This window comes from Pseudomonas sp. C 49-2, from assembly GCF_003970195.1.
GTDB classification, from domain to species: domain Bacteria; phylum Pseudomonadota; class Gammaproteobacteria; order Pseudomonadales; family Pseudomonadaceae; genus Aquipseudomonas; species Aquipseudomonas canadensis.
In genome coordinates, this window is the sequence record NZ_RXYG01000013.1 from 136251 (window position 1) to 151911 (window position 15661).

The window sequence follows — 15661 nt, forward strand, 5'->3', positions numbered from 1 at the left end:
TTTAGCTATAAATACTGTGCACGGTGCACAGCACCCGTCGTGCGCTCGTCACTGCTGCCGGTTTGGCACGCGCGGTGCAATAGGCCTGCGTCACTCATTCAGGGAGCAAGGCACATGACGCAGCAAGAACCGGGCAACGATTACCCCCTCAGCGAAGTCCCGATGCATGCGCGCAAAGGCCTGGCGTCTACCGCCATGGTGCTGCTGGGCTTTACCTTTTTTACCGCGACCATGTTTGCTGGCGGCAAGCTGGGGGTGGCGTTCAGCTTTACCGAGATGCTCGGCGTCGTGGCCCTGGGTAACCTGCTGCTGGGTATCTACGCCGCAGGTCTGGGTTACATCGCCTTCAAGAGCGGGCTGAATTCGGTGTTGATGGGGCGCTTCTGCTTTGGCGAAGTGGGCAGCAAGCTCAGTGACTTGATCCTCGGTTTCACCCAGATCGGCTGGTACGCCTGGGGCACCGCCACGGCCGCCGTGGTGCTGGGCAAGTATTTCGAACTGAACCAGGGCAGCGTGCTGGCGTTGATGGTGCTGTTCGGCCTGGTGTTCTGCGCCACGGCGTACGTTGGCTATCGCGGGCTGGAGATTCTGTCCTACATCGCAGTACCGGCGATGGGCATCCTGTTGTTTCTGTCGATGTGGGTGGCCACGGCCAAAGTCGGCGGGCTGGATGGGCTGCTGGCGGTGGTGCCGACCGGTGAACTGGACTTGTCCACGGCGATCACCCTGGTGTTCGGCACCTTTGTCAGCGGTGCGACCCAGGCCACCAACTGGACACGTTTTTCGCGCTCGGCCAGGGTGGCGGTGCTGGCCAGCCTGATCGGTTTCTTTATCGGTAACGGCTTGATGGTGCTGATCGGCGCCTACGGTGCCATCGTCTATCAACAACCGGATGTGGTCGAAGTGTTGCTGCTGCAAGGTTTTGCCATGGCAGCAATGGCCATGTTGCTGCTCAACATCTGGAGCACCCAGGACAACACCATTTACAACTTCGCGGTGGCCGGCTGCAACCTGCTGCGCACCCAGCGTCGCAAGACCGTGACCCTGGCCGGCGCGGTGATCGGCACGCTGCTGGCGTTGCTCGGCATGTACGACATGCTGGTGCCGTACTTGATTCTGCTGGGCACGGTGATCCCGCCGATTGGCGGGGTGATCATGGCGGACTTCTTCTATCGCTATCGCGGCCAGTACCCGCGCCTGGCAGATGCGCGTCTACCGGCATTCAACTGGCCGGGGCTTGTGGCCTATGGGGTGGGTACCGTGCTGGCGTTCAACTCGCCTTGGGTCGCACCGTTGGTGGGTATCGTCGCCGCGTCGTTGACCTACATCGTGCTTACCGCCGTATTACGCGTGCGTGCGCCTTTGGTTGACGTCCAGGCATGAGCCTGACCCTCGCCGATGTGCTGGCCTTGCCGGGCCTGGAGTCCATGTGCCTGCGTGCCGGCGCGGCTGGCCTGGATAACGGCGTGCGTTGGCCGTATGTGGCGGAAAACAGCGGGATCGCCGAGTGGGTATTGGGGGGCGAACTGGTGTTCGTGACCGGGATCAATCACCCACGCGACGAGGCCAACCTGCTGCAACTGCTAGAGGAAGCCTGCGAACGTCAGGTGGCCGGACTGGTGGTCCTGACGGGGCCCGCGTATATCCAGGCGATTCCCCCGCGTTTGCTCGACGCCGCCGAAGCCGCGGGCATGCCGCTGATCGAACAGCCTTACTCACTGAAAATGGTGTTGGTGACCCAGGCTATTGGTTCAGCACTGATCCAGTCCGAGCAGTTGGGGCGTTCGAAGCATGATGTGCTGGAGCGTTTGCTGACTGGCGATTACCAATCCCTGGAGGTGTTGCTGCATCGAGCCTCGCAACTGGGCATGCCATTGGCCGGGAATTGGCAGGTGGTTCAATTGCAACTGGAGGGCAGTGAGTTGCTGTTTGCCCACGGTGATGCGGCCTGTGTGGAGGTGCATTTGGCCCGCCAACATGACGGTATCAGCCGTCGATTGCGTCAACTCTCGGCCGGTTTACCGGTATTGGGCCGTGCCGGGCAATGGACGATGCTGCTCCCTGCTCCGGATGCTGTCGCAGCATTGGCTAACCGCCACCAATTGGCCAACTGGCTCAAGCCGCTGAACCTGCGCCTGGCACCGCTCAAACTGTTTATCGGCCTGAGCGCCGCCGCTCATCCACCGGCACACCTGGCCCAGGCGCAGGATGAAGCCCGCCAGGCGCTGGCCGCTGCGCGACGCTTCAGCGAGCGCGCCGGGTTGTGCGTGTACGACGAACTGGGCGTACTCAAGTTGCTCAGCGGCGTGCGCGATCGCGCCCTGCTCGACCAGTTCCTCAATGAGCGCCTGGGCCCGCTACTGCGCCATGACCTGCACCATGGCCCCAGCCTGATGCCCACCTTGGAAGCCTGGTTTCACGAGAATGGTAACCTTGTGGCCGCCGCTCAGCGGCTAGCCGTGCATCGCAACACCCTGACGCACCGCGTCCAGCGCATCGAAGCCCTGTGCGGCCTGACGCTGGATAATGCTTATGATCGCCTGGACATCGGCATTGCGCTGATGATCTGGCGGCTGTCTGCCTGATTGTTTTTAGCCAAGAGGAACTTGCCCATGCACATCATCAACGCCCGCCTGCGCAACCGTGAAGGCCTGCATGATCTGCACCTGGAACATGGCCGGATCGCCAGTATCACGCGGCAATCGGGATCACCGATAGCCGCAGCCGACGACCTGGACGCCGCCGGCAACCTGGTGATTCCCCCCTTTGTCGAACCGCATATCCACCTCGACGCCACCCTGACGGCCGGCGAACCGCGCTGGAACATGAGCGGCACCCTGTTCGAAGGCATCGAGTGCTGGGGTGAGCGCAAAGCTACCATCACCCAGGAAGACACCAAGACCCGCGCCAAAAAGACAATCCAGGCCCTCGCTGCCCACGGCATCCAACATGTGCGTACCCACGTCGACGTCACCGACCCGGACCTCACGGCGCTAAAGGCCATGTTGGAAGTGCGCCAGGAAAGCGCGCACCTGATCGACCTGCAGATCGTCGCTTTCCCCCAGGAAGGCATCGAGTCCTATCGCAATGGCCGCGAGTTGATGGAAGAAGCCATCCGCCTGGGCGCCGACGTGATCGGCGGTATCCCGCACTTTGAATACACCCGCGACCAGGGCGTGAGTTCGGTGAAGTTCCTCATGGACCTGGCTGAACGTACCGGCTGCCTGGTGGACGTACACTGCGACGAAACCGACGACCCACACTCACGCTTTCTCGAAGTGCTGGCCGAAGAAGCCCGCAGCCGTGACATGGGCACCCGCGTCACTGCCAGCCACACCACGGCCATGGGCTCCTACGACAACGCTTACTGCGCCAAGCTCTTCCGCCTGCTGGGGCACTCGGGAATCAGCTTCGTCTCTTGCCCAACCGAGAGTATCCACCTGCAAGGCCGCTTCGACAGCTTCCCGAAACGTCGCGGCGTCACCCGGGTCAATGAGCTGCTGGAGGCCGGCATGAACGTGTGTTTCGGCCAGGATTCCATCGTCGATCCCTGGTATCCCCTGGGCAACGGCAACATCCTGCGGGTACTGGAAGCGGGTTTGCACATTTGCCATATGCTCGGCTACCGCAACCTGCAAACCGCCCTGGACCTGGTCACTGACAACAGCGCCAAAGCGATGGCCCTCGGTGACCGCTACGGCCTGGAGCCCGGACGGCCAGCCAACGTGTTGATCCTTTCGGCGGACAGCGACTACGAGGTCATCCGCAGCCAAGGCTTGCCGCTGTACTCGATTCGCAACGGCAAGGTGTTGATGAAGCGCCAGCCGGCGCAGGTGGAGTTTGCGTAAACGCCTGGCTCAGACGATCGAATCGATATCCAGTGTTTGCGCCCTCCCCCATTCGTGATGAAGCGCAGGAGGAATGCGGGCGACCTGCGACAGTTCATGGTTTTCACGGTGGCTGAACCAGCGCTTGAGGCTGGGTTGCAAGTGGGCGCTATGGGCTTGACTGCCATAGACATCACGGGCATCCAGGCGTCGCCAGCGCAGGGTCGCAAGGCGCTCTCGACTGATGTGCAAGCGGTCTATTTCGGTATTCAGAGCTTCGCTGTGTTCATAGCTTCGGTCGTTGACAGGCCTTAGACGCGCCAGTTCCCGGCGCTTGTTGCGCAGTTGCTGGCGCATGGTCTCAAGCGCCAGGTCGAGTAACTCGAACTCTCTTGGCGTGATCAGCGGGCCGTTGTTTTCCTGGGTTTGTTGCCAACGACGCAGCGTCGCCCAGGCCGCCGGAATGTAGCTAGCGGTCATGAAGTGCTGGTTGGCCTGGAACAGCTGTTTCAGCAAGTTATCCCGCTCGGGCATGTCGCCATGGAGTTGCAAGGCTCGGTTGCAACCGGCCTCCTGGATGGACTCACACCCAGGCTTCCACAACACCGATGACTGCGTGCCGTCCGGCAACATGATCGGCATGAAATGGTGTTGTTCGCCGTGGTGTTGGTAAGGGTTTCCACCCATACGCACCATACCGGCGGCGAACAACAGGCCGCCCGGCGCAGGGGCGCTGAACAGTGTGATGGCGCCAGGGATCCAGAGTTTGGCGGTGGTGTTCATCCACGGGGCCGGCACGCTGGGGACCGGGTCGTTGTGATTGACGATGCGGTGGTGGACCAGGGTTGAGGCGCCCTCGGTGAACTCGGCGTCGGCGGCGCGGGGGGCGCCGTAGGTGTAGAGGAGGATGTTGTAGTTGCCCTCGGGCGCTCGGCGTAACCCTTCCGCCAGGAGCAACGCGATTGCGCCGCCCAGGCTGTGGCCGCAGATGATAATTCGTTGGCCTGTGTAGAATTGGTCGAGGTAGCGCAGCACGAAATTGCGCATTGCACGGTACGCTTGGTAGAAACCTTCATGTGCCTTGCCGACACCTTCCACAAAAGCTACTTGATGGGCGTTTGCATCACGCATCCCATCTGCGGCGCTGGCGGTTCCACGCACTGCGATCAGGATTACCTCATCGTGATGGGTGATAAACGCCTGGGTATCCGTACCAAATTTGTCATCATCGAAAAAATGCAGATTCGCCGGATGCTCCTGTTTCTCCCCCAGCTCGGGTTGGTTTTGTGGATACAGTTCAGGATCGAAGGGAAGGATCTCAAATCGCTGGGAGTAAGGGACCTCTTCGTAAATGGGGTAGAAACGCTGCACTTGCTCTGCATCAAATCGCCAACCCTCGTGGTAACCCGAGAGCTGTTCGGCGAATAGATGACCGACGCTGGGATCAAGGGGGAAGCGAACTTGGTCCTGGGGTTTTTTAGGTGGTTCTTGGCCGAAGTTGCAATAACTCAAGGTGGCCATCAATGCCAGTTGATAAAGGTTCAAGGCGCAGAAACCGTCTTCGATTGAAAGCATCGGACGGAAGGCTCGCAGTGGCCGGACCTCCAAAGCAGTGTGGTTGTTGGGAAACAACACGACTCCTGCCAAGTTTGATTGGGGCGGTCCAAACCCCAAGTCGCCCATCATTTTTAATGCGTGCCGCTGGGGTTGATGACTCCGCTGCGCAATCGGTGGCAAGTGGGCGACATGACGGACTAAATCGCGCACTTCGACCTGATAGAACCGGTTGGCCTTTTGCTGAGCAGGATTACTTTCGAGGCGCCGCCCATCAGAGGCGGCAAACCGCGTCTGTTCAGCCCGAGCCTGAAGCTCGGTGATAGGGAGTTTGTAGGTGGAGCGCACCATCAGCCATTGGTATGTCTGCTCTGCACCGGAATACAGGTCATCAAAAACAAGTACCACGGGCCCACAATATATATCTTGCAGCTTGGCAAACCCTTCTCCATTGAGCCTGCCTTTGTATTGCTGCCCTGCACTATCGTAGACAGTATAAGGCAGGCCACCGTATGCCGTTCCGACGCCCAGCTCATCGACCAGGCAAAAGCTCACCCAATGCCCGCGCAATGAACAGGCCGGCTTGCTATCACTGAAAAAAGACTGCTTCCTTGCATCCAGCTTCATGGCCTTGCTCCTTGTCATTTACACGACGGATAGACATCACAGACGCGACCATCCGGCATTTTTATAGGTTTAAAGTCGGAGGTGTTGCCGTTACAAAACGCATAAAGGTCTTCAAAGCTTTTACCTCTACAACGCTTCCAACCGCCCGGAACGACTACCCAGTTATCACCAACAGCCGGTTCTTCCTTATCAGTGACGGTCAGCGTCAACCTGAGCGTTTTTCCCGCTAATTGATCACGGTGAGCAACACCACCCGCCACAGACTTCTGCAACTGTCCCTGTTCATTTATCGAGCGACATTGCAGAAGCTTCCTGATCGCATGAAACGGCCCCACCGTCCTGAACCGCCAATGACATTGCCCAACCAATTCCTGGACACCCGACTCAGGCATTCCAGATTGATCATCCCCGCGATCTCGAATGGCGATACCTGCACGATCTCCACCTACGTCCGTATCACGCTTTCCCCACTTCGCATAAAACTCAAACTCCAGACTTCGCAGTACCGAAGGGCAGCCCTCGATTTTTTCGCTCAGCGGCAACTCATAACTCACCCGACTTGCCAGAGGTTTGTAGTCCGTAAAAAAGACTTTCCGCTCAGGCCTCTTTCCTCGACGTCGCGGCAAAGTGCAGATTTCACCCGTAGCGGGAAAATAATTTGCGGCCGTTTTAAGCTCAAACTCCGGCGGCAGATCCACCTCCAGCGTAAAGCGGTCAACCGCCTTGCCCGCACACCCCGTCAGCCCCAGCATCCCCACCACACCCCACACACCTAGCCTTCGCCTACTCATCTTTTTTCCCCATCAGTCTCCACTGCTCCACTACCCGCTCAAAGTGATCCGCCGGTGCCTCCCCAGCCAGCGGTTGCCACCGAATGACACTCTCCCGTATGGCCTCCTCCAACCGTCGCACCACCAGAAACTCCAATCGCTCGGCCCCCCGCCATTGCCAGACACGCGCCTGCTCCAACACCTGGCTCAGCCAGATTCTCGGGTCCTGGAATTCCACCAATGCAACCAGGTCTTCGCTGTGTTCGGCCAACAGGTAACGCAGGATATTGGCGTGCAGGATGGCTTCGGCGTTTGGGTTGGGTGTGTTCAGCCAAGGGACCGGGTCGGGCAGCGAGTTCTCGCCAGGGGCCGGGTTGTCCGCGATGCGCCAGCGGTCTTCGTGCCAATAACAGACGCTGATCAAGGGGCCGAGGAATGCCGGCCAGTGCTCTGCAGACATATGGGCCAGCGCACGCGCCAGGGTGCGGTTGTCGTGAAAGCGGTACAGCGATTGCGCTTCTTCCGGTCCCGTCAGCAAACGATCGCGCCAATGTCGAGTCACGGCCGCCAGGTCATCGCTCGGCAAGCTGCCCAGCCAACCCCAGTTACTCTCGGACTGTTGCAGGAGGTCTCCTAATGCAGGCTCGTTCATCTGCTTCAGCCGCAGGATCACAGGGCCTTCCATCGCGAGTTCCGCCAGTACCGTCTCACCATAGACGCTGCAATAGTCCGACAAGCTGCGCACAGCCAGCAGCGGCGCGCGCGCGGCGCTCTGCCCGTCGAGGATCAAACACAGGTGCCGCCCGACCTGCTGTTGTTGGGCCATCCAGTGGCCTGGCATGTCCTGCATCAGGCAGCCCTCGCCGGCAAATCACACAGGCCTTCACGGCAGCGCGCGCACACCGGGCAGTAGTCCGCCCCCAATTGCCTGGCCAGGGTCATGATCGCGCCTTGTACCTTGGAGACCTCTGGCGCACCGGCCACACTCAAGGCGCTCGCCAATTGGGTCGCAGACGGTAAACCGCCAAGGGCGATGGGACGACTGCTGAAGATGCCTCCAGCCTGGATGACCAGATGCTCTCCACCTGCCTTGAGGCTCAGTTGCGCCCCGGCATCGATTACCAGGCTGGCACCGGATTTAAGGTGGAGTTGCTGCCCAGCCTCAATGACCAAGGTCTGCGCCACGTGGGTCCGGCTATCGCCCTGCACATCAAGGTAGTCGCTCGCCTTGAGCAGCACTTTGCGATCGCCGGTGACCTGACGATGCTCTTCGTTTTCCAAGTAAACCGTGCTTAGCCCATGGATGACTTCTCGCCGCTCCCCCACGACCTCCAACCGGCTGTCATGACCGACCCGTTGCTCCAGGTCCCGTTGCGCACGCAGGTAGACAAGCTCCTCGCCACGACGGTCTTCCAGGTACACCTCGTTGGCGCCGTCACCACCACGGGAAGTGCGACTACGCAAAACGCTGCGGGTCTTGTGCTGCGGCAAGGAATAGGCCGGCCGGTGCAACGCATTCGGCAGGCAGCCGTTGATCAAAGGGCGGTCGGGATCCCCGTCCAGGAAGGTAACCAGCACTTCCATACCGACCCGCGGGATCATCGTTGCACCAAACCCGTCACCGGCCCACCCGGACGCCACGCGCACCCAACAACTGCTTTTATCATCCGTGTTGTCCAGGCGGTCCCAGTGAAAGCGCACCTTCACCCGGCCATGGGCATCGCAATGCACGTCCTCACCGGCAGGCCCGGTCACGGTTGCGGTCTGGCTGCCATTGATGGTCGGCTTGGGATGCCTGAGGGGCGGCCGATGCACAGCCTGCCAAGGCGTTGCGGTAAAACGATTGCGATAGCCTTGGAACAGGTCGGTTGTGGGCGTTGCTTCCTCCAGCACCTGGGGTTGATAACCCTCATGACGCACTGACGTGATCAACCACAGGTCGTTGCAGGATGGGTCGGGGTGGTCTCGTATCTCAAGGAAGTGCCCGCTGCGCAGAATTGGCTGATCACTCTTACCCAATGCCCGATGCCGGTCGCGCTGGTGACGCTCCAGGCTCCGACATGCCAATTGCTTGCCACGGGTATGACCGGTGAATCCTGCGGGATACTGATAGTCCTCAAGCGGGAGTGTCGACGCGACACCCGCGCTGTCGTGCAGATGCAAGGAGGGATGTTCGAAGTCGTAATCACGACGCACCGTCTTTTGGCTGCGGATGCCCAGGCGTACGTCGAAACGCTGGATAACCGGCGCATCTGCTTGTGGCCCGCCAGGAGCGCTATAGCGTTGCACGGGTAAACGCCGAAACACGGTCTGGTCATCGCCAAACACCAGCAGATGAGTGTCCACGCTGTGACGAAAATGGTAGTGAATTCCCTCCTCCTCACACAACCGCTGGATGAAGTGAAGATCACTCTCTGCGTACTGCACACAGAACTCGCGCGGCGGATAAACCACGGGGCCAAGCTCGAAAACGTAGGCGTCCGCCAGGATGCCATGTTGCTCAAGGACCTCTGCGATGATCTGTGGCACGCTGCGCTGCTGGAAAATCCTCTGGTCACGTCGGTGTGCAAGGTAAGCCAGCCGGGGTGCCAGGGTCAGGTGGTAGCGCGTGGTGCGCCGACCGGGGTCATCACGGCCAATGGCGTAGATCAACCCGTGCAGGCCCCCGTTCGTTTCGCCGAAATCCAGGTAGGCGGGTTGGTGGAGCAGCGCCTCCAGATCAAGAAAAGGGTTTTCGCTGACCACCTGTATGTGGATGAAATACAGTTGATCGAGGGTTTCACTGCCTTTAAATGCCAGGACTTGCGAATCGATGTTGAGGGGTGGAAGAACCAGATTGAAACGTGAAGAAACAAACGCGTTAACCATCCGTTGTTACCCGCCGTTAATGAAGGAAAACCCTGAGATATTCCCTCGCGCCAAATGTGAAATTAGTGGCCGAGAAAAGTGCTGGAACGCCCCAAAGCTTAGTCATTTCAGACAGGAATCGACCGTTTAAAAATAAAAAAGAAGTTTCGTACGGCGAAGTTGGAAGTATCTTTTACAAAACAATAAAACGAGCCAGTGTGCCATCCCTTAATAACAAGAAATGTCCTACAAAAACTTACACCAGCATAACTAACTAACATAGAAACGGCCGACACTGATTTACAGCGTCAGCCGTTAAAAAACTTCATGCCTGCAGCTGCGCAGTGCCGAACAGACTGACGCTCAACAACGTCTCGCCCTGAGTGAGCAAGCGAACCGGCGCAATGCCACCTGGCATCACCACCGACACCTCGCCACTCTCGACCCAGCCCGCCCGCCAAGCGGCACACGCCACCGCACTGGCGCTGGTTCCGGAAGACGCGGTGGGCCCCTCTCCCCGCTCGAACACCCGCGCGATGACTCGATTGCCGGGCAAGCGCGCCGCCCATTGCAGGTTCACCCCTGCTGCACAGGGCCGACCACTACCCGCAGGCGGCGCAAACGCAATGGCCTTCAAGGGTTCGAACAGGGCGGGTTGCTGCATCTGTGTGTTGTCCGGCAACGCCGACACCAGCTCGACCAGCGTCACGCAATGGGGGTTACCCACCCGTACAAATTGGCTGGTTGCCCACTGTGGGTCGATCGCCGCCAAGTCGCTCACATGACTCAGTCCAGCTTCATCCACATCCCTCTGCGCGCCCACCGCCTCGGGCCCGAAACCCGGCCTCCCCAACTCAAGCCAGAACCCCGCGACCTGTTCAAGGATTGCCGGTTCAACCCGTGTCGACACGGGTGATACCGCGTCCGATTTGTCGTGGTGCACCCGCAACTCACAGGCCTCGCTCATCAGGGCCTGGTCGGTGAGTGCCTGGGCGAAAATCGTCAAGCCGTTGCCACTGCGTTCGGCCAGGGAGCCGTCGGTGTTGACGATCAGCAGGTCAAACGGCGGCTCGGCCTGGAACGGCCCGACCAGCAAGCCATCACAGCGATGAGCCTTGGCACCGGCCGGACGTGGTAGCGAGCCCCAACTGCATTCGGCGGCGATAGCCGACAATGTCCAGTTGTTGCGGGTACGCGCAGCCCGCGCAGCGCTCTCGGGTACAGCAATGCCCGCGTCTCTCAATGAGGCCGGGCTGACCACGCCGTAGATATTGCCGCGGGCGTCGTAGAACAGTGCCATGAGGTCGTCCACCTGGGCATGTGCTGAAGGAGGAGCAGATTGTGTGGGATCTCGACGCTATACACCATCCTGCAAGCACTACACTCTCAGTTCCCCTGGATGGACGTTTTCATCAGGCCGAAGTCCGTGCGCAGTCGAGCAAACGCCGTCCTCTCACGCTAGAGGATGCAAGCATGAAGACAATCACCCCACACAGTCCCGTTGAAGCCTTATACCGAGAAGGCCGCAAGACATTTATCGAATTGGTGCCGGATGGCGGTGCACGGTTGGATGCGCTGTTCCATACGGCACCCGCCCTCGGTGAGTTGGCGGTAGGCGTGGTGTACGGCTATCTGCATAGCCGCCCCGGCCTTGACCCACGCTTGCAAGAGGCCGCGATCTTTGCCGCGATTGTGGCAGCGGGCATGGTTGGGCCGCCGCTGAGCGTGCACTTCAAGACCAGTCTCGCAGAGGGCCTTGCGCCGGGTGAACTGACCGAACTGCTACTGGTTGCGTCAGCTTTCACAGGGTTCCCCCGCGCGGTGGCGACGGCCGATCAACTCAACCAACTGTTCGCCAGCGCGGGCCTGCCTTCTCCTCCGCCACCGGCACCACGCGCAATCGTCATGGCTTTTTGCGCCAGTGTACGCAGGGGCCAGCCTTCCTTCCCGGTGGACGCCGAGGTCCGCAAACTCCTGCGCAATCCTCGCCGCCTGTCACTGCACGCCACAGCGGCGGATAGGGTGGTGATCGAGAGTTACAAGGGTAAGGAAACCCACCCCAGAGGGATGCTACTGGTGCGTGTGGTGGGCGCCGAGGTGGTTGAGGTCAAGGTCTATGGGCCAACGTCTGCCTGACCAGGTGCCGAAGGCGGCCTGGAAGGTGGTAATCCACCGCGAGAACCCTGGGGTTCAAAAGCCCCCACAGGGATTACGCACCTTCCAGACCGCCTCCTACACACTCGATACTGCTTGTGTGGCGGCGCGCCGTACGGACGTTCCAGATGTGTAAAAATAAAATTCCCGACCGCCGCAATCCCAAGGGAACCCGGCTCGCGTGCCACGGCCTGATGTGCAAGGATGTCACGCCGGACATCGTTCGTAGAACGCAAAACCAAGGATTTTTCATGACTGCCATCCCCACCTCAGCGCCCGTGGTTCCCGGACGGCTGGAGCAAATGTCGACCCGTATCGCTTTCTTCATTGCCGGCTTCGGCATCGCAGCCTGGGCGCCGCTGGTGCCCTATGCCAAGGCCCGTGCCGATTTGAGCGAAGGCACACTGGGCCTGTTGTTGCTGTGCCTGGGTGTCGGCTCGATCATTGCCATGCCGGCCGCCGGTGCGTTGGCATCGCGTTTTGGCTGCCGTCGCGTGCTCAGCGCCGGGACGATCATGATCTGCCTGGCATTGCCGATGCTGGCGACGGTCAGCTCAATTCCGTTATTGATGGCGGGGCTGTTCCTGTTCGGCGCCGGCCTCGGCACCGTGGACTCCACGGTCAACCTGCAGGCGGTGATCGTCGAGAGAGCCAGCGGCAAGACCATGATGTCGGGCTTTCACGGGCTGTTCAGCCTGGGTGGGATTGTCGGTGCGGCGGGCGTTTCGGCGTTACTGGGGCTAGGACTGTCGCCACTGCAGGCGACCCTGGTAGTGATCGTTATCACGCTGGCGGCACTGCTCAAGGCCGCGCCGCACTTGCTGCCCTACGGCAGCGAGAGTTCGGGCCCGGCGTTTGCCGTGCCCCACGGCGTGGTGCTGTTCATCGGTTGCCTGTGTTTTATCGTGTTCCTGGCCGAGGGTGCGGTACTCGACTGGAGCGCAGTGTTCCTCAGTGCCGAACGCGGCGTGGACGAAGCCTATGCGGGTTTGGGTTACGCGGCCTTTGCCTTGACCATGACGGCCGGGCGATTGACCGGCGATGCCATCGTGCGCCGACTGGGCGCTACGCGGGTGATCGTAGCCGGTGGCGCACTGGCGGCGGCCGGTACATTCCTTGCCACATTGTCTCCGGCCTGGGAAATGGCCTTGCTGGGTTATGCATTGATAGGCGCCGGTTGCTCCAATATCGTCCCGGTACTCTATACCGCTGTTGGCAAGCAGACCGTCATGCCAGAACATATCGCCGTGCCGGCCATCACCACCCTGGGCTATGCAGGGATATTGGCTGGGCCGGCGGTAATCGGGTTCATCGCCCATGGCAGCAGCCTGGCCACCGCCTTCCTGTTAATTGGAGGGTTACTTGTGGCAGTGGCTGTCAGTGGAAAAGTCTTGCGGGTCTGAACGTAGGGCGGCATCGTCGGCTTGAGGCTTTCAAGCCGCTGATGCGCGCCTGCATACCTTACTTCCCCTTCTCTGCCTTGTCGTTCTCCAGCCAGCGGTCAATGCTGTAGTTCTTCAACCAGCCATCGTCGTTATGACTGCCGAAGATGTTGTAGCCGTTGGCTTTATGACTGTCCAGAGAGGCTATCAATCCTGGTCGTTCCATCAGATTCTTGGCCAGGTAGACCTGTTGTTCGCTGTACTTTTTCAAGGGAAACCCGGTGCGCACATCGCGTAAAGGCTCGCCTTTCTTATCAGTCTGGTTCGGATCCTTGCTGATCTCGATGATTGTGTCTTTTTTGACGTACCGGTGTTTTTCGAAAAAGAATGTGCGGTCTTCGGACTTATCCCTGAAATCATCAAACATGCCTCTGAATGCCTGGACGACCTGAGCGTCGGTTTTCGCATGGAACGGGTCCGCGCTTTGTGTATTGGGGTTGGTATTGCCGATCTGTGCGTCGCCAGCCTTGGTCAGGCTGTCATGAGTGATTTCGCCACCCTTGGCAATAATCGCATCGTTCAATCGGGGCCGGTTGAGTATCTCTCGCGCCAACATAATGGTGCGCTCTGAGACCTTGCTGCTGCTGGGTTCCTCTTTGGCTATCTCTTGTAAGGAGTCCTGGGTCAGCCGGCCATCTTTCTTGAAGGCGTCCAGCAATGGCAGGTTGTTCTTCAAGTCGGTCGCCAGCAGATGGTCGTCCGAGCTGACGAAGGGGTTGCCAACTTTTGTCATGCCTCCATACATATTCTGGCCGTCGAAGTGTCGGTCGGCGCCGTTCGCGAAACGGGTGTTGAATGGCTGCGCCGCCGGCAGCGGCTTACCCAGCGCACGCGCATCGACCTCAAAGCGAGACTGACCGCTCCCCGTTGGCCCAGTTTGCGTATATCTCAGATTATTGAAACGACTAATCATGATTCACCTCCACCCTATCTAGATTTCGTAGCCTGGGCCTTGATTGCCTGATCTTCGAAAAGGCCTCGAAATCAAGATGGCACAAGCAGCTATTGAGTGGTCCCCAGAAAACAACGGTTCCGAAGACAGTCATCCAAAACACTGGATATGCCCCAGGGAATGTTAAGCGCTTGTAACCAGATCCCCTGCCGCGCATCTCTACCCTGGAAAATCCCACTGTTCAAAAACAACGACATCTAGCGCCGGGACAACTTGCTCCAAAAACTGGCTAATATGGAAATCACAGAACTGGGCGCCGACTCCTCCGTCAACACCCGAGAACCTTTGTCAAAATCTTCGGCGGTGGGCGCCTTGAAGCTGAACTTCGGCGAGGATGTGAGGTTGAGCCCCTTTGGCTCTCTTGGATTTTTTACCTCTTGTGCAAGTGCAGCCAAGTTCGGGGCGTTGTACTGAGAGTATCGGGATTCAAATGTTGTCGAGTTCATGGTCCAGACCTAATCCGGTAGATGAAGGCCCCCATCGGCATTCAATGGCCGGTGGATATTTTCTTGGTGGTAGCTCTTTGCAACCAGCTCCACCTGATTGGAGGGTATGGCTGCGCCAAGCGCTTGCGGCCCCCTGCCGCGTAGTGCAGCGCAGGGGGCCCCAGGTCTAACGAAGCAGTGCGTACAATTCCTGTCGAGAGATCTTCCCATCGCGCTGCCAACTGTGAACGTTGTCCATAGCCGACATCAGGTTCGAACGCGCCATGACCTCCTGCGCCAACTGGATGAGATGATCGCTGCGTGGATTGCCGGTCAACGGTCGCATCGCAAGCGCATGGAGGTCACGAAGCTTGATCGTGCCGCTGAAGAATCCACCTTTCAATTCATTGAAATGGTTCAGCATTTCCTGAACGATTTGCTTGTCGTCTTTCGATTTCAACGGGTTGTCTGACTGAATAAAGCTCCTGATATCGTCCTTGGACAAACGCCCGTCCAGTCCACCGGTGCTGCCATTTCGATCGAGCGATTGCAGCAGCCCAGGACGACGCAGCAGTTCGTTCGCCAGCCGAATATTCGCGTCCGTTGAAGGGTTACCGGTCAACGGTCGATTGGCCATTTTTTCCAAACTCTGTTGCGTGACGGAGCGCGAAGGCCAGCGCCCCCTGAACGCGTCATAATTGTTTAAAAGCGCCTGGGCCAATTGCTCGTTGCTCTGCTTTGAATAATGAGGGTCCGGCAATACCGGGGTCGGACGCGGAGGTGGGCCGGGGTTCGGGCACACATTTTCTGGGAGTGGGCGCGGCGGTGGGCCGCCGAATATCGGGCCGCAATGACTGGAATGCGAGGTGAAATGGATGCCTGCCGAGACCTGAGCACGTGTTGCGGTGGCAGACCGTTCGTTACTGGGTTTTTCCGCTCCGGGGGATGTGCTATCAAAATTAGGAGCGACGCTCTGATTGTATGCTGATACCGACATTCCAGTTCTCCAGTTCGGTGTATTCAAGTGCCTGACCTTGAATCGCCAAGGAAGCCAGCGAAGGCA

The 15661-nt window shown here is 59.3% G+C and carries 12 protein-coding genes; 5 read left to right on the forward strand and 7 right to left on the reverse strand.

Annotated features, from left to right (window positions below; genetic code table 11):
- Positions 1 to 114 precede the first annotated feature (114 nt).
- The 3 genes from codB to codA are packed head-to-tail and all read left to right on the forward strand — an operon-like array spanning position 115 to position 3848.
- Positions 115 to 1383 carry a cytosine permease gene (codB, locus tag EJ576_RS23695; RefSeq protein ID WP_126571266.1) on the forward strand — a complete coding sequence of 423 codons (1269 nt, stop codon included), beginning with the start codon at positions 115 to 117 and terminating at the stop codon, positions 1381 to 1383.
- Positions 1380 to 2585 carry a PucR family transcriptional regulator gene (locus EJ576_RS23700; RefSeq protein WP_126571267.1) on the forward strand — a complete coding sequence of 402 codons (1206 nt, stop codon included), beginning with the start codon at positions 1380 to 1382 and terminating at the stop codon, positions 2583 to 2585. The genes codB and EJ576_RS23700 overlap by 4 nt, the downstream gene beginning before the upstream one ends.
- 27 nt (positions 2586 to 2612) lie before the next feature.
- On the forward strand, positions 2613 to 3848 hold the full coding sequence (codA, locus tag EJ576_RS23705) for a cytosine deaminase (protein ID WP_068931749.1): 1236 nt from the start codon (positions 2613 to 2615) through the stop codon (positions 3846 to 3848).
- Between the two features lie 9 nt (positions 3849 to 3857).
- On the opposite strand, the gene EJ576_RS23710 is transcribed toward codA, so the two are convergent.
- From EJ576_RS23710 to EJ576_RS23730, 5 genes are all read right to left on the reverse strand, one after another.
- A complete protein-coding gene (locus tag EJ576_RS23710) occupies positions 3858 to 6008 on the reverse strand; it encodes a lipase family protein (RefSeq protein ID WP_126571268.1) in 2151 nt (716 codons plus the stop codon).
- 14 nt (positions 6009 to 6022) lie between these two features.
- Positions 6023 to 6799, reverse strand: coding sequence for a hypothetical protein (locus tag EJ576_RS23715; RefSeq protein ID WP_126571269.1), 777 nt, complete (start codon positions 6797 to 6799; stop codon positions 6023 to 6025).
- Positions 6792 to 7628, reverse strand: coding sequence for a DUF4123 domain-containing protein (locus tag EJ576_RS23720; protein WP_126571270.1), 837 nt, complete (start codon positions 7626 to 7628; stop codon positions 6792 to 6794). The genes EJ576_RS23715 and EJ576_RS23720 overlap by 8 nt, the downstream gene beginning before the upstream one ends.
- Positions 7628 to 9646, reverse strand: coding sequence for a type VI secretion system tip protein TssI/VgrG (gene tssI / locus EJ576_RS23725; protein ID WP_126571271.1), 2019 nt, complete (start codon positions 9644 to 9646; stop codon positions 7628 to 7630). The genes EJ576_RS23720 and tssI overlap by 1 nt, the downstream gene beginning before the upstream one ends.
- Positions 9647 to 9950: 304 nt before the next feature.
- On the reverse strand, positions 9951 to 10925 hold the full coding sequence (locus tag EJ576_RS23730) for a diaminopimelate epimerase (RefSeq protein ID WP_126571272.1): 975 nt from the start codon (positions 10923 to 10925) through the stop codon (positions 9951 to 9953).
- A 173-nt stretch (positions 10926 to 11098) separates the two neighbouring features.
- Between EJ576_RS23730 and EJ576_RS23735 the strand changes: the two genes are divergently transcribed.
- Entirely contained in the window at positions 11099 to 11761 is a 663-nt protein-coding gene (locus EJ576_RS23735; protein ID WP_123474252.1) for a carboxymuconolactone decarboxylase family protein, read from the forward strand.
- Positions 11762 to 12030: 269 nt separating this feature from the next.
- Positions 12031 to 13182: an MFS transporter gene (locus tag EJ576_RS23740; protein WP_028619555.1), complete on the forward strand. Its 1152-nt coding sequence runs from the start codon at positions 12031 to 12033 to the stop codon at positions 13180 to 13182.
- A 58-nt stretch (positions 13183 to 13240) separates the two neighbouring features.
- Here the strand turns inward: EJ576_RS23740 and EJ576_RS23745 are convergent, their stop codons facing one another.
- Both EJ576_RS23745 and EJ576_RS30090 read right to left on the reverse strand, forming a co-directional pair.
- Positions 13241 to 14134, reverse strand: coding sequence for a hypothetical protein (locus EJ576_RS23745; RefSeq protein WP_240037306.1), 894 nt, complete (start codon positions 14132 to 14134; stop codon positions 13241 to 13243).
- 651 nt (positions 14135 to 14785) lie between these two features.
- Positions 14786 to 15595 carry a hypothetical protein gene (locus tag EJ576_RS30090; RefSeq protein ID WP_256656645.1) on the reverse strand — a complete coding sequence of 270 codons (810 nt, stop codon included), beginning with the start codon at positions 15593 to 15595 and terminating at the stop codon, positions 14786 to 14788.
- Positions 15596 to 15661 lie beyond the last annotated feature (66 nt).